The organism is Methanoculleus caldifontis, assembly GCF_032842345.1.
GTDB classification, from domain to species: Archaea; Halobacteriota; Methanomicrobia; order Methanomicrobiales; family Methanoculleaceae; genus Methanoculleus; species Methanoculleus caldifontis.
The window spans coordinates 92,731-111,131 of sequence record NZ_WBKO01000002.1 but is presented as its reverse complement, the minus strand read 5'-3'; the positions used below and the strand labels follow the sequence as shown (position 1 = coordinate 111,131).

The window sequence follows — 18,401 nt, the reverse complement described above, 5'->3', positions numbered from 1 at the left end:
GCCGGGACCGGCCGCCCATCGCCCCGGATGCCTGCCGCCCTCTCAGTCCCGCTCGATCTCACCGCCGGCCTCTCGTATCGTCGTCTCGATCAGGCTCAGCAGCGCGGGGTCGTGGAGGGCGAAGTCCAGCATCGAGAATCCCGCCACCAGGGGAATGGGCTTGAAGACTGCGAGCGGCGCCTTCCCGCCCCTCTCCGGGCTCTCCCCCGGGGCGATGACAACGGTCGCACCGTCCCCCCAGACCGCCAGGTTCCCGTAGCCCTGTGCGTCCCAGATCTTCTGGATGATCTCCTTTGTGTGCAGCATCTTCATTCCAGGAGAGCATGCCTGAAGAAGGTATCAACCTTCCGGCATGGCGGGGCAGAGGCGGAAAAAGGTCGGTACCTCTATCCTACCTCGCCGGCGGCGCTTCGACTCCCCTGCTCTCCACCGGGGGTGTCTGCTCCCCCATGAAGAGATGGTCGACACCGAGGATCGTGTTCACCCACGCCCAGTCGTCGCTGAACTGGAAGACCATCAGGATGATGAGGGTGAGCGGGACGGCGAAGATCATCCCGGCGACGCCGAGGGCCCAGCCCCAGAAGATGACTGAGAGGATGACCACGAGGGCGGGGATATCAAACCGTCTCGACGCAAAGTGCGCGAAGATCGGGTTCTCCACCAGCGCGTTCAGGACGGCGACGGCCGCGAGCACCACAATCGCGCCCCAGATCCCGAACTGCAGCCAGGCAAAGAAGATCGCCGGGAGCGCCGCGACGACCAGTCCGATATAGGGGATGTAGGAGAGGAGGAACGTCAGCACCCCCCAGAGAACGGCCGCATGCACCCCCATGACCCAGAGGAAGGTGCCGAAGAGGAAGCCGTGGACGAGATTCGCCTCGGTCCTGACGATGACGAAGTCGATCAGGAACCTGCTCATGCGGGAGAACCCTTCGATCTTCCCCGACCCGCCCCCTGCCAACTTCTGTATACGGCCGGGCACTCTCGGCGCTTCGAGGAGCATGAAGATCGTCGTCACGGCTATGAAGAAGAGGTAGAGGAGAAGGTCGACGAGGCTCAGGGCGGACGAGGAGAGGATCCCGGCAAACCGTTGCAGGTCGATCGATGACGGGGAGAACGAGCCCGTATCGATCCCGAACCGGTCCAGGACGGCGAGGACTTCTGCGAGCCGGGCGCTCAACTCCTGCTGGTAGAGAGGAATATCCTGGACCAGACTCTCGAACGAGAAGAAGACGAGATAACAGAGCAGCATGACGGCAAGGCAGGCGACGATCGCGACCGCGCCGACGGCGGCCCCCTCCGGCAGGCCCCGCGACCGGAGCGCCTTTGTTGCGGGGTAGGCGAGCATGGCGAGGATCAACGAGACAACGATGATGGTCACGATATACGCAATCGACCGGATTCCGATGACGAGGAAGATCGCCGCCGTCAGAAGGAGCACGGTGCCAAGAGACCTGGAAAGAGCGGGAGTGTCTGCCATCCTGGGTTCCACCAGGTAACAGTTCATGTGGCAACCATATCAATCCCCCGAAACAGATCGGGGTGATCTATCCGGGGACCGTGAAAACTCCGGTCCATCGATGGAAGGCCGGGCCGTTTCATCTCACCCTGCCGCCCCCCTGCACGGAAGAGCGGAAAGACCGCCGGAGCGTCATCCCGGCAAAAGGTCGTGAAGGGTCAGCCTTAAGGAGGTTCAGGCCTGAATCGTATGCACAGATGGTGGTCACTCTCGAACTCCTGCTTCTCGGGATATCGCTGCTCTTCCTGATCAGCATCCTGGCAAACAAGTTCTCGGAGAGGCTCGGCGTTCCTGCGCTCCTCATCTTCCTCATCGTCGGGATGCTGGCGGGTTCGGAGGGTCCGGGCGGGATCCCGTTCGACGATCCGGGGCTCGCACAGATCATCGGGATTATCGCACTTGCGTATATCCTCTTCTCCGGCGGCCTCGACACCCGGTGGGAGCAGATCCGGCCGATCCTTGGACCCGGGATCGCCCTCTCGACGCTCGGCGTCGTGCTGACCGCAGGCCTGCTTGGGGCGTTTGCCGTCCTGGTCCTCGGCTTCCCGCCGCTTACGGCCCTCCTCCTCGGTGCGGTCGTCTCGTCCACCGATGCGGCCGCGGTCTTCTCCATCCTCCGGACGGCGAGAGCACGTCTGCAGGGGAACCTGCGGCCGCTCATCGAGCTTGAATCGGGGAGCAACGACCCCATGGCAGTCCTGCTCACCATCGGTGTCATCAGCGTGATCCTCATCCCCGGCACGTCGCTCCTCGCCATCCTCCCGATGTTCGTGCAGCAGATGGCGGTCGGCGGCCTGCTCGGCTACGGGATGGGGCAGGCGATCGTCTTCCTGATCAACCGCCTCAAACTGGAGTTCGAGGGGCTGTATCCGGTGCTCAGCCTCACGATGGTGCTGCTGACCTACGGGCTGACCGCCACCCTCGGGGGGAACGGGTTCATCGCGGTCTACATCGCCGGGCTGGTCATGGGCAACAGCATCGTTGTCCACAAGAAGAGCCTGGTCCGGTTCCACGACGGGATCGCGTGGCTGATGCAGATCGTGATGTTCCTTGCGCTCGGCCTGCTCGTCTTCCCCTCGCAGCTCGTAGCCGAGATCGTCCCCGGCCTCCTCGCCGCGCTCTTCCTCCTCCTGGTCGCGCGACCGGTCGCCGTCATGATCTCGCTCCTCCCCTGGAAGATGCCGATAAACGAGAAGATCCTCGTCTCCTGGGTGGGGCTGCGGGGTGCCGTCCCGATCATTCTCGCGACCTACCCCCTTGTCGCAGGCGTGCCCGGCGCGGAGACGATCTTCAACCTCGTCTTCTTCATCGTCCTCGTCTCGGCGCTCGTTCACGGGACGTCGATCCCATCCGTCGCCCGGTGGCTCGGCCTCTCCGCACCGCTCCAGGAGACACACAAACTCTCCAGGGAGTTCGAGATGAACCCAGACACCCCGAGCGAGCTGCTGGAACTCGTCATCCCCCCCGAAGCCCCGGTTGTCGGGAAGCAGGTCGTCGACCTCGGACTGCCGAAGGGGACCCTCATCATCCTGATGCAGAAGCGGGAGAAACGCTTTGTTCCGGGCGGCAGCACCGTCATCGAGGCCGAAGACACGCTTCTTCTCCTGACAACCGACGATCTGGCCGATACCGTCCGCACGAGGCTTTTCAGCAGGGAGGAGGCAGAGGGCAGCTCTGCCGATGAGACGTGATCCGCGGGTGAAGGGGCGGGGCGGGGACCGATGCCCTGGCCCGGTCAGCCTTCGTTGTGGGATTCCGAAAAAAGAGCCGGAAGGGCCTTACACCCCGGCGACCGCGGCCTCGAAGGCACCCTCTTCGAGGTTGTCGGCATGGACCTCGTCCCGGCTCAAGACCGCGAGGACGACGACGGCAAGCGAGACGGCGAAGATGGCGATGAAGACCAGATCGAAACCGGTGGCAAGCACGTCTATTTTGATGTTCGCCGGGGAAGACGCCGTGACGTGGCGATGGGACCCGACCGTGAGCATCGCCTGGATGAAGAGCATGCTGGCAAAGGAGATGCCGAGGGTTATCGGGCCGGAGCGCTCCACGGAGATGAGGCTCGATACCATGCCGTGTTTATCACGGGGGGCCATGTTCATCGCCATGTTCGTGCCGGGGGAGAGCAGGAAACCGAGGCCGAACCCCACGATAGCGAACGTGCCGATGATGTAGTGGAGCGTGCTTGCCGCCGAGAAGAGATGGAACAGCAGGTATCCGGCGGAGACGACGAGCGCGCCGGCGATGCAGAGCCTCCGGTTCCCGAGGCTGTTGATGAGCATGCCGGAGAGGATGCCGCTTGCCATCATCGCGAACGAGAGCGCGGTGAGGACGAGCCCGGAGGTCGAAGGGTCAAAGCCCTTCACCAGTTCGAGGAAGAACGGGAGGAGGTAGTTGACGCCGCCGAAGAGGAAGTAGGAGAGGGCGAGCATGAGGTTGACGTAGAGGAAGTTCCTGTTCGCAAAGAGCCGGAAGTCCAGCAGCGGATCGGCCGTCCTCCGTTCGTGGAGGACGAGGTATCCGAGCGCGATCCCTGCAGCCGCGAGTGCAGCGAGGATCGCCGGGTCCGTCCAGCCGAGCGCGGATCCCTCGCTGACGGCGTAGATCAGGGAGCCGAGCCCGACGAATATGAGGACCGCACCGAGCCGGTCGAACGGCGAAGGCGCCCCGCCCGCCGTCCGGCCCGCCGGTATCGCGTACGAGCCGAGCAGGACGGCAACGATCCCGACCGGGACGTTGATGTAGAAGATCCAGTTCCAGGAGAGGTACTGCGTCAGGAGGCCGCCGAGTATCGGGCCGGCCGCGGTCCCGAAGGCCGCAAACGTGGTCACGATCCCCATCGCCTTTCCTTTCATCGTCATCGGGAGGAACGCCGCAATCAGGGCCGGGGCGATCGCGGCGATCATCGCTCCGCCGATCGCCTGGAGCACCCGCGCGCCGATCAGCACCCAGAACGAGTCGAAGAGTTCCGGAAAAAAGCCGCAGAAGAACGAGCTTGCCGTGAAGACGCAGAACCCGGCGAGGAAGACGGTCTTGAAACCGATCCTGTCCGCCACCTTCCCGAAGACGAGGATAGAGCCCGTCAGCACCAGCAGGTACGCCGTCGCAACCCAGCTGACCGTCGTCGAGGGAAGGTCGAAGATCGTCGAGATCGTGGGAAGAGCGATATTCACAATGGTCCCGTCAAGCGACGTCATGAACATCGCGACCGCGATCGAGACCATGAGCAGGGTGTATCGCTGCTGCGGGGCGCTGCCGTCCGGTTGATGCATGTAGTGATCTGCTTTCGGCTCAGGTTAAGATTTTTTGGAACGGGTGCGCCCGACAACCTCTATTCCCGGAAGGTGCTCTGAGGTGTTCCTCAATGGCTGAAGGCCGCTCTCCTGGCCACCATTACCCGGCGGCAAAGTGCCCCCTCCTACCGGGATGCCCGTGCATATGAGGGATGCACGGTTGATATGAAGCGCAGGCTATCATTCACAGCCCTCCACATTCTGGGAAAGCCCCCGCTGGAAGTCAAATCACTGGCTTCCCTCTGAAGCCTGACGGTGCGAGCCGCGAAGAACGCACTGTGCTCCTGTCGTTCCGACAGTCCTTGCGGAATGAGATGCCGGGATCGGTCTTGCACCGCCGGACACTCCTACACCATCTCGTGACGCCGCAGGAACTCCCGGATCTTCCGGCTCTCTATCCAGCCCCGGTCGAGTTCCTTGATATACTTGTTGATCCGCCGGACCTGCTCCCGGATCTTCTCGGCGGTCTCCTCGTCGTCCATGAGGTCCGCCCGTGCAAGGACCACCTGCAGGGGATGGCGGACATGGTCGCCAAGGATTGCAAACTGTTCCATGTTCTGCTCGATCCGGTTGAATGCCTCCGTCCTCAGGGTCTCAGCCATCTTCCGGTCGTTGATATCCTCGACCATGCTGACGACAAAGCGCGGCAGATCCTTCGTGTCCCCGAGTATGGTCGCGGTCAGGCGGGCCCACACGACGCGGCCGTCTTTTCCGATGTAGCGTTTCTCCAGCTGGAACCTTTTCCGGCGGCCCGCCACCATCTCGTAGAAGAGGGCCCGGTTCGCCTCAATGTCGTCAGGGTGCGTGACCTCGGCAACGGATCTGCCTACGAGATCACTCTCCTCGTAGCCCAGCATCCGACGGAACGCCGGGTTGGTCTGCGTGATCCTCCAGTCGAGGTCCAGGAGGGCAATGCCGATCCCCGCCTCCCTGAAGATACTCCGGAGTCGTTCTTCGCTCTCCACGAGCCGCTCTTCCATCTGCTTCCGGTCGGTGATGTCCCGGCCGATGACCGCCAATCGAGCGACCCGGCCGGTCTCGTCCCTGATGGGGTAGATGACGACATCGTACCAGCCCATCACCCCTCGCTCTTCGAATCGGACCGGTGCCCCCGATTCGAGAACCTCAGCGAGACGCTCGAGACGCTCGCGGGCGATCCTGGGGGGGAAGATCTCGTTGATATGCCTGCCGACGACTTCCTCTCTGCCTTTCCCATAGCGCCTGAGCATCGTCTCGTTGACGTCGATCAGCCGCCCGTCCGCACTGATAAGGCTGATCGCGTCGGTCGGGGCGTTGAGGAGCGCCCGGGCCGTCGCCTCGCTCTCCCGGAGTGCGTCCATGGCAAGGACCCGGTCGGTGATGTCGTGGAGGTGCTCGACGATCAGGAGGAGATTCCCGTTCTCGTCCAGGACCGGTGTGCTCCGGCACTCAAGGTATCGCCCCATCTCGGGGACATACTTCTCCAGACGCTCCTGACGTTTGCTCCGGACGGCGGCCCGGGTCGCACAGACATCGCAGGGACGGTCGCGGCCGATCAGCTCGTAGCACTTCCTCCCGATCACCTCTTCAGGCGTCATGCCAAGCGCCTCGTAACCGGCCCTGTTGTAGCGGAGGATAGTATGGTCGGGGAGCTGGAGCCCGACGATGTCGCCGAGGCTCTCGAACATCCCTTCGAGCAGGGTGCTCATCTCGTTTAAGCGACGCTGTATCTGCTCCTGCTCGGTGACATCCTGCCAGGCCACGACGGCTCCGGAGGGCACGCCCCCGATGATAACGGGGGCGGCGGAGACCAGAGCGTGGATGGTCCTCCCCTCACGGCTCGTGATATCCAGCCGCTCTCCTGCCACCGTCTCCCCCTTGAGAGCCCGGTAGGCCGGCAGTTCTTCCTGCCGCACCTGCCGGCCATCGGGGTGGCGTACCGTCAGGGCCGCAGCGACCGCCTGCATCTCCATGCCGACCAGGCTCGTCACGGCCATCTCGTCCATCGCCGGACCCGCCCTGATCACCCTGCCGCCGGCATCATAAGCGATCACCCCTCGGCCGGTGGCCGACAGGATTGCGTCCGCCAGACCAACCTGCTCCTTGTTCTTGCTGTGCAGCCCGGAGAGGACGGCTACTGCTTCTGTGAGGATCTGCCTCTCGGTTTCATCGACCGTCCTCTCGCAGAGAGCCCTGAGCCGATCGATGGCGTGCTCATACTGACCCGGATCTGCATCCATCGGTTCTACACCTGTATAGTAGGCAGGGGGGTTATCTTTCTTCCCCTGCCGACCGGAGCGTAAACCGGAACACCGCCCATCTCTCCGGGCGACCCGGCCCTCACCGCCATAGCACTCCACCGGTGTCCGGGCGATGAAGAAGCCCGGAAGGCCTCCACCTCCCCTTTCACATGCCGCCCTGACCGCCGGTTCCCGAGGGTGCAGCCGCTGGATCGTGCAATGTGTTCGGGTAGTACCGAGTGCCCCTCGCCGGTCATGCCGGGTGACAATGTTAAGTGGTATGAGCCGGATGGGGGTGCACCCTGACGGAGGGAGACCCATGAGAAATGTTATCCTGCTTGCAGCGGTCGTATCTCTGCTCCTCCTCGTCGGCTGCGCCGGCGCAACCGAGATAGGGACCGCAGAGATACGAAATGGAACGACGGTGAACATCCAGAGCGGCGGCCAGAGTTACCCGGCCTATATCACGACGCCCGGAGAAGACGGGACCCACCCGGGAGTCGTGCTGATCCACTCCTTCAACGGGCTGGAACCCGGGTACCAGGCCCTTGTCGACCGTCTTGCCGGCGAGGGGTACGTCGTCATCGCCCCGGAGTGGCAGACCTTTGAAGAGGCGCCCGATGATGAAGTGATGGAAGGGCTGGTCCGGGACACGGTCGCGTATCTCGACACCCGGCCCGAAGTCAACGAGAGCAGCCTCGGACTGACGGGGTTCTGCGCGGGCGGGCGCTACACGATGCTCTTCCTGCCGCAAATAGAGGAGTTCAGTTCGGGCGTCGCCTGGTACGGCTTCCCCTACTCCGGCGGACAGGCGAACGGGACCCCGCCGGCAGAGTTCATCGAGAACATCACCGACCCGATGCTGATCATCCACGGCACGGCGGATGAACCAAGCCCGGTGGCCGACATCTACCGCTACGCGACCGATCTCGATGAGGCCGGGAAGTACTTCGAGCTCAAGGTCTACCAGGGCGAGCCCCACGGGTTCATGATCGAGGACGGAGAGATCTCGGAGACTCCCGTCGCGGAGGATGCCTACGAGGAAATGGTCGCGTTCTTCAACAGGACGCTCGGCTGATTCCCCATCCCATTTTCAGGGTGAATGAAGCGCGTTGCTCCGGGCAACCTTCTTCATCACCTTCTCCCAGGCGCCCGTCGTGAGGAAACTCTCCTCCATATAGCCTACCACCTTCGTAAACTTCTTCATCGGGAAGGCCATCGTCAGGGTATCCAGCGGGACGCAGGGCCGTGCCGAGGGGTCGAACATCCCGAGCACCGCTCTTGGATTCTCGTTCTGCTGCTCGAGCCACGGGAAGGAGAAGACCGAGCTGCACCCGGCGCCGAACGGGCAGACGACACCGTACGGGTCGGCCTGGTCGAAGTTCGCGAGCGTGAAGAGACCGGAGAGCACCTCCGGGCGGGCGAAGAAGACGACGGCGTCGGGGTTGTCTCTCTCCGTGAGGCGGTCCCAGCGCTTGAAGACGATGCTTTTGCCCTTCGTGGGTATCCGGGCGGTCCCCCGGTCGAGGTCGTCGACGATCTCCGGCGTCTGCTTGTAGCGCTCCCCCTCCATCTCGCCGGGCTTCCCGTAGGAGAGGAAGTAGCGGAAGCCGGGGAACCGTTCGGCGTCGTAACCGAGGTAGAACCGCCCTCCGCGGCACCCGATCGAATCCTCGTCGAAGACAAGGCTCGTCCCTTTTCGGACCTTCGTGAGGTCGCAGACGAAGCACTTCCAACCCTTCGGGGCGGGGGCCTTCTCCACCCCGTCGGTGGCGCCTCCGACCTCGAAGGCGACGGGAAGCTCGGTCCCCGGGAAGTACCTCTCGTGGAGTTCGATGTAGGTGTCGCGCAGTGCTGTATCCATATGACCCTGTCTGGAGGCGGCGGGGATTAATATTCTGATCCGCCTTCCGGACGGCCCCCTCTCTCCTGCCCGTTCAGGCTTTCCTCATCGTGTTCCAGCGCATGAGCCTGAGGGCGTATACCGTTATGCCCCCGATGAGCCGGGCGCCAAAGGTCTCGTACTCCTTCGCGACCTCGCTGAGGTGCTGCGGGATAGGGAGGTGCTGGGGGCATACCTTCACGCACTTGCCGCAGTTCTTGCACAGCGACGCATACGCCGGTGTCGCCCCGTCCATCTTCCCCCCAACCCGGAGTTGATACATGACCTTCGACTGGAGCGTTCCCCCGTCGGTGTTGTAGGCCTCGAAGCATCCGGGGATGTTGACGCCCGCGGGGCAGGGCATGCAGTACCGGCACCCGGTGCAGCCGACCCGGTTCGTCTCACGGTAGGCTTCCGCCGCCCGGTCGACGATCTCGAGCTCTTTCTCTGTGAGGGAGTTCGGGCAGGCTTCGCTGGCGATTCGGATGTTCTCCTCGATATGTTGCTCTTCGTTCATCCCCGAGAGGACCACCGTGACCTCCGGATGATTCCAGATCCAGCGGAGTGCCCATTCCGCCGGCGTCCTCTTCACGTCGGCCTCGTCCCAGACGGCCTGCACCGGCGCCGGCGGGTTCCCCGCAAGGTAGCCGCCCCGGAGCGGCTCCATGACGACGACGCCGAGCCCCTTTGAAGCCGCATACATGAGTCCCTCGGTCCCCGCCTGGTTCATCTCGTCTAAGTAGTTGTACTGGATCTGGCAGAAGTCCCAGTCGTAGTCGTCGACGATCTCCTTGAACGTCCCGACAGCGCAGTGCGCGGAAAAACCCGCGTTCACGATACGCCCGTCCGCCTTCGCCGCATCGAGGAAGTCCGCGACCCCGAGACTCTTCATCTTTCCCCAGCCTTCGCCGCTTGTGAGGCTGTGGATCAGGTAGTAGTCGATATGGTCGGTCTTCAAGGTCTTGAGCTGGAGATCGAGCATCCGGTCCATATCTTCGCGGGATGTGACGAGCATGTGCGGCAGTTTCGTCGCAAGTTTGACCTTCTCCCGGTAGCCGTCGGCGAGCGCCCGGCCGAGCAACTGCTCGCTTCCGGGGTACATCAGCGCGGTGTCGAGATAGTTCACCCCGTGGTCGACGGCGTACCTGATCTGGTTAACCGCCCGTTCTTCATCGATGCCCATGCCCTTTCTCGGCAGCCTCATGCAGCCGAAGCCCAGCACCGAGAGTTCGTCGCCGGTCTTCTTCATCGTCCGATACAGCATAGTTGGTACCTCTTTTTTTCTCGAACCAGGAGAGCCCGTTACTCGCCCGTCAGGCCTCTCCACACGATTCCGAACGAAGTGTCGATCAGCCGGTCCCGATCGAGGTCTCCGTCCGAGTTGACGATCGACCTGACAACCGCATCGATCGGAGAGCATATGACGGAGAAGGCAACCTCGATCGGCATGCCCTTCAGGCAGCTCTTCTCGATGGTCCCGGCAAGCACCTCGAATGCGGCCGGGGCGTTCTTCAGGATCTCCTCGGGGGGCAGCTTCCTGATGAACGGGGACGAACAGAACTGCTGGACGAAGAGATACTCGTCGGGATGATCGACTCCCCAGAGGATCGCGTTGCGCCACATTCTCCACATCTTCTCCCTGTCTGTCCGCTCTTCCTCGACTCCCCCGCCGATCTCTCCCGCCATCCGGCTCTTGATCTCGTAGTAGGCGAAGTTGATGAGCTCCTCTTTTGTCGGGAAATAGTGGAAGAGGGTCCCGTTCGAGACGCCGGCCTCGCGCGCGATGAGCGACGTGGGGGTGCCGTGAAATCCCCTCTCCGTAAAGAGCCTGACCGCCGTGGCGGCGATGGCTGTCTTCTTATCGTTCCTGTCTTCGGCCATACGGGTGTGCCTCGTTAGAGTGACCGGTCAATCTGGATTGACCAATCACTCTAGTGATCTACGAATAGTTAAGGCTTCCCTTTTGTGCGGCTGTATACGTGGTCCAGAGCGTTTCCATAAGCAGAAAAGGTAGCGGCGGGGATGCCGGTCTCTCCCGGCACCCGGACGCGTTCACAGATAAGTTTGAGAGGGAATAGATCGAATCACCTATATAGTCAACCCGCCAATGTTGACGTATGCCTCTCTCCCTGGACGACAGGCAGTTCGCGTTCTGGAAACTCCGCCGCAGCGGCCTTGCCAACATCCATATCGCAGACCGCTTCAGCATATCCCGCCAGGCGGTCTCGAAGGCGCTGCTTGCCATGGACCGGAAGGTCGAGGAGACGCTCGTCGAGATGGCGCACGCGAACCAGATCGAGGTCGAGCGCCTGAACGCGGAGAAAGGCGTCCTCTTCGGCCGTTCCGTTCCCTTCGATACGGCTGCGATCGTCTTTATCTCGGCAGACCGCGGGGTACAGGTCTGGTACGAGCACGAGGGCGACTGCGGCGCGTGCCGGCGCTACACCCAATGCATCGAACTCCTCTGGAACTACGCGGACGAGCTGGGGATTACGCTCACGAAGACCGACGACCCGACCCGTATGGCCGACGAACTCTTTGCGAAACTCCGGGAGATGGTATGATGCCCCTCATGGAGACGATCCGGGCATACCTGGGCTGGTGCCCCGCGGAGGGGCAGATCCATCGGCAGATGCAGCCGGGACCCGGCATGCGCGGGGACACTCCACATGACGGCCAACGGCGCATAGGCGGTATAAGTATGAAGATCGATTCCATCGTCAAAGAAGAATTCTGGCGCTCAACTGCAGTCTTCTGGATCTTGGTCATCATCACTGCTTTCGTCATTACGACTGGCTATCTCCCAATACCGGCATTTCTGTTGTTTCCCCTGCCACTGGCGATCACTGTAGTAGTCTTCTGCACCGTGGTGTGGTACAGGCGAAAAGAGCATCTGACCGATCCCAATCCTGTGAGCATCCTCCATCACGCCCTCGGGTCAAGAAACAGAGAGAAGAAAACGAAGCGGAGAGGAACTGCCATCGAGAAAGTGTTCGATGCCGTCCTTCTCGCTATAATCTTCCTAATCTACCTCTACACATCCCTTGCGTACTCTATCAGCCAGATCTACTGGCTTCCCGTCCTTATCGTCATCAGCCTGTTCCTGACACGCATTGTCTTCACCGACGGTGGTGTTCAACGCGTCACCGTTGCGCGATCAGTTGTCTTCTACCTCATAGTAGCCATGATCTTTCTTCTGCGCTACCTAGCATTGGGGTATCCTATTGTCCCCCTCCTCCAGGCAATCGTGCTTATTGGTATCGTTTCTTTTCCCATCTTCTACATCTGGGAACGGCGACGCACACTGGAGGGAACAGATTGATGATAACTCATGGGACGATGGATCTGGTTTGCACACCCGTCCGGGACATATTCTGGGTGCGAATCCACAACAAATCCATTTTGGTGGAAATGGCAGCGGGCAGACAAAAAATCCGGGAGATGGTATGATGCCTTTTATGGAGACGATCCGGGCATACCTGGGCTGGTGCCCCATGACTGGATCGATGCGACCGGATCTCGCGGTGCGGCCGGCGACAGTCGCAACGGCGGGCGGGCAGGATGCCCTCCTCCGGGTCGAACCCGGGTGGTGGAGGCGCCATCACAACCAGCTGCTGGTTACGGCGGTAGCCTTCTCGGCGGCTGCAACGGCAGCACTTCTCCTGATCGAGGATGCTCCGGGGTACCCGACCCTGTGGACGGGCCTCGGCATCGGGGTAGGAGCGCTCCTCGGCTCTCTGCTCAGTTACCGCTCCAGGTACGCGCGGGTTGCAGCCGGCGAGCTCCGCAGGGAGAACATGACCCGAAGACAGCGCATTGTTCAGTATCTGAAGGTGCCGGTGCTCTCCGTTGTCTTCGCTGTCGGTGTGGCGTATCTTGTTCTGGGCGGGATGTTCGACCGGGTTATCGCGCTCGTGCTGGGCGCAAGCCTCATCTTCTGGACCTGGTATGGCCTCACGATCCTCTGGGAGCGACGGCACCGGGCGATCATGATCGCGGAGTGGGGGTCGGTATATACCCTGGATATGGCAACGGAGGGTGAACGCGCATGATAATGAAGGCCTCCGAGACGATACGGAGGTGGATGGGCTGGTGCCCCATGGCAGGATCGATGCGGGTGAATCCAGCGGTGCATCCGGCGACGGTCGCGGCGCCGGGCGGAGGGGACGGCCTCTCCCGGACCGGGCCCGGCTGGTGGAACCGCTACCACAACCAGCTGCTGGTTACAGCGGTAGCCTTCTCAGCGGCGGCAGCGGCAGCACTTCTCCTGATCGAGGATACTCCGGGGTACCCGACCCTGTGGACGGGCCTCGGCATCGGGGTGGGAGGGTTCATCGGCTTCCTGCTCGGTTGCCGGAAGCAGTATGCGCGGGTTGTTGCCGGTGAGTTCATCCGGGCCAACATGAGTAAAAGACTGCGCATCATCCGGCGCCTGAGCATGCCGGCAGCCGCCGTTATTCTCGTCGCCTTTATTGGTTATTTTGTCCTGAGCGGTATGTCCGGCTGGATCGTCAGGTTCACGCTGGCCTTGAGCCTCTTCGGCTGGGCCCAGTACGGCGTCACGCTCCTCTGGGAGCGGCGGCACCGCACTACCCTGATCGCAGAGAAAGGGTCGATGTATGCCCTGGATGCGGCGACGCGGGAGGAGCCCGTATGCTGATGAGATTCGCCGGGGCGATACGGAGATGGATGGGCTGGTGCCCGAACGCGGCAGCCGCCGGAGCCTGCAGACGGCGATACGCCGCGCCGGAGGGCGAGGTCGGAGTCGGTACGGCGAGAGAGGGGGGCCGGGAGGTGGTGGAGGGTGCACTGGTTGACTACGGCCCGATCGGCACCCCGGCAATGTACCTTATTCTGATTGTTGCCGGCGCTCTGTTCATCGTATGCCTCGCTGTGACAACCTCTGCATGGCGCCTTATCCTGCTGGCTCTTCTGCTGGCTTTCTCCGGTGCGGAGTTGTACGGGGTCATGCGAAGGGCCCACATCAAGATATCTTCAGAGACGATCACCATCAGGCGACCGCTCTTTCGGCCCGTCGTCATCCCGAAGAGTGCCGTCGTGAAGGCGGAGGTGAACGAGAACAAACTCCCCGCCCCCTCCTGGCTCCTTGCGACGGCGCTGGCGGCGCTGGCGGCGCTTCTCGTATCGGCGGCCGCCGGTATATACCACGGATGGGATAACCCGACCTCCATGCGGTTTATCTTCGGGCTTGGCGGCGCGGTCTTCTTCCCCGTGATCTTCTACCGCACTTACGTGCGGACACATTACCCGCGAACCCTGACGATAACGACAAAGAAGAAGATCGCCACAATCTACACCGATGACCCCGAACGGGTTGCCCGAATGCTGGGGGTAGCCGGATGACAGTATTTCTGGAGTATATCCGGAAGAAACTCGGCTGGTGCCCGAACGCCGACGCCGTCAGACCCGTCCGGCGCGCGAGCGCGGAAGCGGGCTACGAAAATGCCTGGAAGGGAAGGAACCCGGGGCCAAACCCTGCCCCGGAGCCGGCTGGCACTGCAGGCGGAGACCGGAGCGGCTACCAGGAGAACATGCTGCTGATCCTCATTGCTCTCGCATGGCTCTTCCCGGTCGTCTACCAGCGGGAGTTCCTCCCGCTTCTCGTCGTCCTCTCCGCCGTTGCGGTGTATTACGATGCGCAGAGTATCCGCGCCGGGAGCAGCTTCGAGAGGGAGACGCTGCTTGGCGATATCGTCACCTGGCGGCCGCTGACCTGGGGGGCGGCGACGCTTGTCGGCGGGATCATCATCATGGTGATTTACCTTTTCCACCGGAAGGAGATCTACCGTGCAAACTTCGGTGGGGAGGCATCCGCATGTCGATGAGGTTCGCTGAAGCGATACGCCGGTGGATGGGCTGGTGCCCGAACGCAGCGGCGGCCGGAGCCTGCCGGCGGCGGTACGCCGCGCCGGGCGATGAGGTTGAGACCGGGATGGAGGCGGACAGCAGCCGGGAGGTGGTGGAGGATGTATTCGTGGAGTACACCAGTCCTCGCTTCTTTGTGCTGATGCCGTTCGCTGTCCTGGTTTTCCTTCTCCTCCTCGTGGTATCCATCCTGATCCCCTCCCTGTGGCCCGGGCTCACCTTTACCTCCCTGGCCGTCTCCCTTCTGGCGTGGGCCGCATGGCGCATCTGCTTCGATCCGTATCGAACCGTAGTAGAATCCTCCGGAAACTCCGTCATCGTCCGGAGATCGCGTGCCCGGCCACTTGTCTTTGGAAAGGATACGATCCGGTCGGTCGAGGTGAAACAGCCCTACCTGCCCATACCCCAGTGGGCATCCGCACTGCTCCTGATCCTCATGGCTGCAGTGATGTTCTTTGCCACCGTAGGGAACGGGTTGATGCGCTACCCGGGCGGTCCTGTTACCGACCCTTATCTCGGCTTTCAGGTTCTCCTGGCGGTCGGCTGGACGGTGTTTATGTTGGAGTGGCTCTATCGCGCCCTGATCGGTCTGCGGTATCCCGGCTACGTCAGAGTGAAGCTGGAACCCGCCGGGTTCCTCCATGTCTACACGGACGATCCGGAGAGGGTTGCCGCGCTGCTCGGCGCCCCGCAACGATGAAGGATACCTTTTGAGGACAACAGCCCAATATCACAGCAAGATATTCGATGAGTTCCATGTCAGATACTTTCCCCACAAATCCCACCCGACGGAGCGGCCGGCATGACTGACGGCTCTCGATGCTCCCTCCAACCTCTGATCGAGTTCCGGAACGTCAGCGTCGTCCGGAGCGGCCGAAGACTCCTCGACCAGGTATCGCTCACCATCCGCGAAGGAGAGCAGATCGCCATTCTCGGCCCGAACGGTGCCGGAAAGTCGTCGCTCATCCGGGCGATCACCCGCGAGTACTACCCTTCCTCTCCGGGCCCAGAGGTCGTCTTCAGGTTCAGGGGGCAGGACAGGTGGGACGCCTTTGACCTCCGGTCCTATATCGGGCTTGTTTCCGGCGACCTCCAGCAGACCTTCACCCGCAAAGTATCGGGTCGCGAGGTCGTGCTCTCGGGGTTCTTCTCGAGCATCGGGCTCTTCCTCTCCCATGAGGTGACGCCCGAAATGGAGCAAAAGACCGACGAGATCCTCGAATTCCTCGAGGTCGCTCATCTCGCCGACCGCCCGATGACGGAGATCTCCTCGGGCGAGGGTCGCAGGCTCCTGATCGGGCGGGCGCTGGTCCACGACCCGGGCACCCTCGTCCTCGACGAGCCCACGAACAGCCTCGATCTCCACGCGCTCCACACCTTCAGAAAGACCCTCCGAAAGATCGCGCAATCGGGCACCGGCATCATCCTCGTAACGCACAGCCTCCCCGACATCATCCCTGAGATCGGCCGGGTCGTCCTGATACGGGACGGCGCCGTCCGGATGGACGGCGAAAAGGGGGAAGTCCTGACCGACGATGCCATCGGCGGGCTTTTCCGGGTTCCGGTCCGCGTCAGGGAAGAAGACGGCTACTACTACGCGACAGGCTACTGAGCGGCTGTAAAAATAAGAACCCTTACAGCACGACTGCTGCGAGGGCAAGGACGGGGAGCATTGTCACGAGGGCAAGGTGCGGCGCGTAACCCGGCGACGTCTGGAAGGAGTACTTCAGCGTCGGCCAGATCTGAGTGTATGCCGTGACCGCCGCGAGCATCTGCAGGGCGGCGGCCGCGAGGACGAGCGCAAAGAGCCCGGTCGCGACGGCGGCGAGGGTGGCGAGGAGGGCAAGCGCGAGCGCCGCGAAGTGCGGCGCAAGGCGCATCCCGAGCATCCGGAAGGTGATGAACCCGGTGACGAGGCTGCTTGCGAGGACCGCGAGGGCGATGACGAGATAGGTCATGTCCATCTTCTCACCTCAGAAGTTCACAACCGCATGGGCCGGGTTGCTGACGAGGTCGAGGTAGGTCGCGGCCCCTGCGATCTTCACGCCGGGAACGAGGTCGCTCTCGCCGATCCCCCGGAACTGTGCCGAGATCTCGCAGACATAGATCGCCGCTCCGGCTCCGATCGCCTCGTCCATGAGCCGGTCGAGCCGCTCGAAGGCCGGGTGCTTCACGCCCATAGTGGCCCCACGTTTCGCGATGCTCGCGCCGTCCATGAGCAGGAAAACGATCACTTTCTTCCCCATCGAGAGCGCCACCTTCGAGAAGAGGAACGTCGCGTAGGCCCGCTCGGCGTTACCGATGCCGTTGCTCTGGACGATCACCACGGCGTCCCGGTTCGCTACGACCACCCCCTCCGCCGGCCGCTCCGCCTTCTCCGCGATCAGGTAGTGCCGCTCCCCATTGGTCCCCTCCCCGACGACCCGGGAGCCGGTCGACTTGACCGCACGGGCGATGTCGTCGAGCGAGGAACGGTTCTTGCAGTTCACCTTCAGCCGCTCCCCGACCGGGAGCGACGAAAGAAGGTTGCCGACCGTGATCGCCGGGCCGGGGCAGGTGTCTCCCGTAACGTCGACCTCCTGCATCGTTCTGCCGTTCGGGACCATCCGCGCCTCCACGGCGTCGCCGCTCCGTCCGACCTCCAGGGTATACCCGAACTTCTCTGCCACGGCATCCATGCCCTCCTCGGCGCCGGGGCTGAGCACGAACCGGAGTTCCTCGTCCGGTTCGGCCGCGTTCCGGAGGACGTTCTCCGCGAGGATGCAGGAGTTCGGCGCCCTGATCCCATATGCCGGGATTCTTCGTGCCATGCCTTATCCCCACTTCTCCGCGAACACCTTGAGCGCCTCGACGATCGCGGGGAGGTTTCGCGGCGGTATACCAAGGATGACCTCGTCCTCGGCGATCCCCGAGTTCTTTCGCGAGCCGTTGCAGCCGAGCGTCAGGTTCGGCACGCCGCGCTCCTTCACGGCGACGACGGCGTCCGCGCAGATGGACTGAATCCCGGCGTAGTCGCAGGAGAACCTGCCGCCGTCGGTATAAAGGTAAGCCTGGCTCAGTCTCAGCGCCTGCCGCGGGGTCGCCACGATGACGACGACGTCCGGCTCGAACTCCGCCGATTCAAGTGGCGAGTAGACGGAGGCGTAGTGATCTCCGGCGCACTTCGGGATGGCGGCGACCGTTTCGAGCGCCCCCTCCGCCGTCCTGAAATTGCCGAGGTTGTGATACATGCTGCCGGTCGCCACCGCCTCCGGGAGGGGTTCGATGCCCATCACGCCCGCGCCACCCTTGCAGAGGTGCTCGGTCCGGGTCGCGTATCCCTTCATGCCCTTAAGCCGGGCATCCTGCACGAACTGGCAGTGCCTACTCTTCTCCGGAACCTTCGGGTAGCCATCGGGCACGTCAGCCTCTGTCTTTACAAGTTTTACGGCAACGGGGCTTCCCTTCAACCCCAGCAGACCCTGTAACTCCTTTGCGATCATCTCGTGCGACATGGTATTCCTCACTATCGCCCCGGATGCACGGGGCGCTGTCGAATTAGTATAACTATACTGTATAGTATATTTTATAAGAACCTTTCCCCGGGCTGGAGCACGGGCCCG

20 protein-coding genes are annotated in these 18,401 nt (G+C 62.6%); 10 read left to right on the top strand and 10 right to left on the bottom strand.

The window, feature by feature from the left end; translation table 11 throughout:
- Nucleotides 1-42: 42 nt before the first annotated feature.
- Together F8E02_RS09390 and F8E02_RS09385 are read right to left on the bottom strand one after the other, a co-directional pair.
- Nucleotides 43-312, bottom strand: coding sequence for a hypothetical protein (locus F8E02_RS09390; protein ID WP_317065274.1), 270 nt, complete (start codon nt 310-312; stop codon nt 43-45).
- Nucleotides 313-391: 79 nt separating this feature from the next.
- Nucleotides 392-1,480 carry an AI-2E family transporter gene (locus tag F8E02_RS09385; protein WP_317065273.1) on the bottom strand — a complete coding sequence of 363 codons (1,089 nt, stop codon included), beginning with the start codon at nt 1,478-1,480 and terminating at the stop codon, nt 392-394.
- A gap of 236 nt (nt 1,481-1,716) precedes the next feature.
- Between F8E02_RS09385 and F8E02_RS09380 the strand changes: the two genes are divergently transcribed.
- Nucleotides 1,717-3,210 (top strand): potassium/proton antiporter, encoded by a 1,494-nt coding sequence (locus F8E02_RS09380; RefSeq protein WP_317065272.1) that lies wholly within the window; start codon nt 1,717-1,719, stop codon nt 3,208-3,210.
- A gap of 87 nt (nt 3,211-3,297) precedes the next feature.
- Here the strand turns inward: F8E02_RS09380 and F8E02_RS09375 are convergent, their stop codons facing one another.
- Complete coding sequence (locus F8E02_RS09375; RefSeq protein ID WP_317065271.1) at nt 3,298-4,791, bottom strand: DHA2 family efflux MFS transporter permease subunit; 1,494 nt, start codon at nt 4,789-4,791, stop codon at nt 3,298-3,300.
- Between the two features lie 368 nt (nt 4,792-5,159).
- The gene (locus F8E02_RS09370; protein WP_317065270.1) at nt 5,160-7,031 is read right to left on the bottom strand and encodes a PAS domain-containing protein; all 1,872 of its coding nucleotides are present in this window, start codon (nt 7,029-7,031) and stop codon (nt 5,160-5,162) included.
- Between the two features lie 319 nt (nt 7,032-7,350).
- Here F8E02_RS09370 and F8E02_RS09365 point away from each other — a divergent pair, with 319 nt between their 5' ends.
- The gene (locus F8E02_RS09365; RefSeq protein WP_317065269.1) at nt 7,351-8,109 is read left to right on the top strand and encodes a dienelactone hydrolase family protein; all 759 of its coding nucleotides are present in this window, start codon (nt 7,351-7,353) and stop codon (nt 8,107-8,109) included.
- 15 nt (nt 8,110-8,124) lie between these two features.
- Here the strand turns inward: F8E02_RS09365 and F8E02_RS09360 are convergent, their stop codons facing one another.
- The 3 genes from F8E02_RS09360 to F8E02_RS09350 all read right to left on the bottom strand — a co-directional run bounded on the left by F8E02_RS09360 (nt 8,125) and on the right by F8E02_RS09350 (nt 10,794).
- A complete protein-coding gene (locus F8E02_RS09360; RefSeq protein ID WP_317065268.1) occupies nt 8,125-8,895 on the bottom strand; it encodes a DUF169 domain-containing protein in 771 nt (256 codons plus the stop codon).
- A 73-nt stretch (nt 8,896-8,968) separates the two neighbouring features.
- On the bottom strand, nt 8,969-10,177 hold the full coding sequence (locus tag F8E02_RS09355; protein WP_317065267.1) for an aldo/keto reductase: 1,209 nt from the start codon (nt 10,175-10,177) through the stop codon (nt 8,969-8,971).
- A 38-nt stretch (nt 10,178-10,215) separates the two neighbouring features.
- The gene (locus F8E02_RS09350) at nt 10,216-10,794 is read right to left on the bottom strand and encodes a TetR/AcrR family transcriptional regulator (protein ID WP_317065266.1); all 579 of its coding nucleotides are present in this window, start codon (nt 10,792-10,794) and stop codon (nt 10,216-10,218) included.
- A gap of 236 nt (nt 10,795-11,030) precedes the next feature.
- Here F8E02_RS09350 and F8E02_RS09345 point away from each other — a divergent pair, with 236 nt between their 5' ends.
- From F8E02_RS09345 to F8E02_RS09310, 8 genes are all read left to right on the top strand, one after another.
- Nucleotides 11,031-11,477, top strand: coding sequence for a hypothetical protein (locus tag F8E02_RS09345; protein WP_317065265.1), 447 nt, complete (start codon nt 11,031-11,033; stop codon nt 11,475-11,477).
- Nucleotides 11,474-12,235 (top strand): hypothetical protein, encoded by a 762-nt coding sequence (locus F8E02_RS09340; RefSeq protein ID WP_317065264.1) that lies wholly within the window; start codon nt 11,474-11,476, stop codon nt 12,233-12,235. The genes F8E02_RS09345 and F8E02_RS09340 overlap by 4 nt, the downstream gene beginning before the upstream one ends.
- 124 nt (nt 12,236-12,359) lie before the next feature.
- Entirely contained in the window at nt 12,360-12,965 is a 606-nt protein-coding gene (locus tag F8E02_RS09335) for a DUF1673 family protein (protein WP_317065263.1), read from the top strand.
- On the top strand, nt 12,962-13,573 hold the full coding sequence (locus F8E02_RS09330) for a DUF1673 family protein (protein ID WP_317065262.1): 612 nt from the start codon (nt 12,962-12,964) through the stop codon (nt 13,571-13,573). Before F8E02_RS09335 ends, F8E02_RS09330 begins: the two co-directional genes overlap by 4 nt.
- Complete coding sequence (locus F8E02_RS09325) at nt 13,567-14,277, top strand: hypothetical protein (protein WP_317065261.1); 711 nt, start codon at nt 13,567-13,569, stop codon at nt 14,275-14,277. Before F8E02_RS09330 ends, F8E02_RS09325 begins: the two co-directional genes overlap by 7 nt.
- Nucleotides 14,274-14,759: a hypothetical protein gene (locus F8E02_RS09320; RefSeq protein WP_317065260.1), complete on the top strand. Its 486-nt coding sequence runs from the start codon at nt 14,274-14,276 to the stop codon at nt 14,757-14,759. Before F8E02_RS09325 ends, F8E02_RS09320 begins: the two co-directional genes overlap by 4 nt.
- Nucleotides 14,750-15,499 (top strand): DUF1673 family protein, encoded by a 750-nt coding sequence (locus F8E02_RS09315; protein WP_317065259.1) that lies wholly within the window; start codon nt 14,750-14,752, stop codon nt 15,497-15,499. The genes F8E02_RS09320 and F8E02_RS09315 overlap by 10 nt, the downstream gene beginning before the upstream one ends.
- Before the next feature lie 102 nt (nt 15,500-15,601).
- Nucleotides 15,602-16,411: an ABC transporter ATP-binding protein gene (locus tag F8E02_RS09310; RefSeq protein WP_317065258.1), complete on the top strand. Its 810-nt coding sequence runs from the start codon at nt 15,602-15,604 to the stop codon at nt 16,409-16,411.
- A gap of 22 nt (nt 16,412-16,433) precedes the next feature.
- Here the strand turns inward: F8E02_RS09310 and F8E02_RS09305 are convergent, their stop codons facing one another.
- From F8E02_RS09305 to F8E02_RS09295, 3 genes are read right to left on the bottom strand one after another with little or no spacing between them, the layout of a single operon-like run.
- Nucleotides 16,434-16,763: a DUF5400 family protein gene (locus tag F8E02_RS09305; protein ID WP_317065257.1), complete on the bottom strand. Its 330-nt coding sequence runs from the start codon at nt 16,761-16,763 to the stop codon at nt 16,434-16,436.
- A gap of 9 nt (nt 16,764-16,772) precedes the next feature.
- The gene (locus F8E02_RS09300; protein WP_317065256.1) at nt 16,773-17,609 is read right to left on the bottom strand and encodes a DsrE family protein; all 837 of its coding nucleotides are present in this window, start codon (nt 17,607-17,609) and stop codon (nt 16,773-16,775) included.
- A 3-nt stretch (nt 17,610-17,612) separates the two neighbouring features.
- Nucleotides 17,613-18,293, bottom strand: a complete 681-nt coding sequence (locus tag F8E02_RS09295; protein WP_317065255.1) for a DUF169 domain-containing protein — start codon at nt 18,291-18,293, stop codon at nt 17,613-17,615.
- Nucleotides 18,294-18,401: the final 108 nt, after the last annotated feature.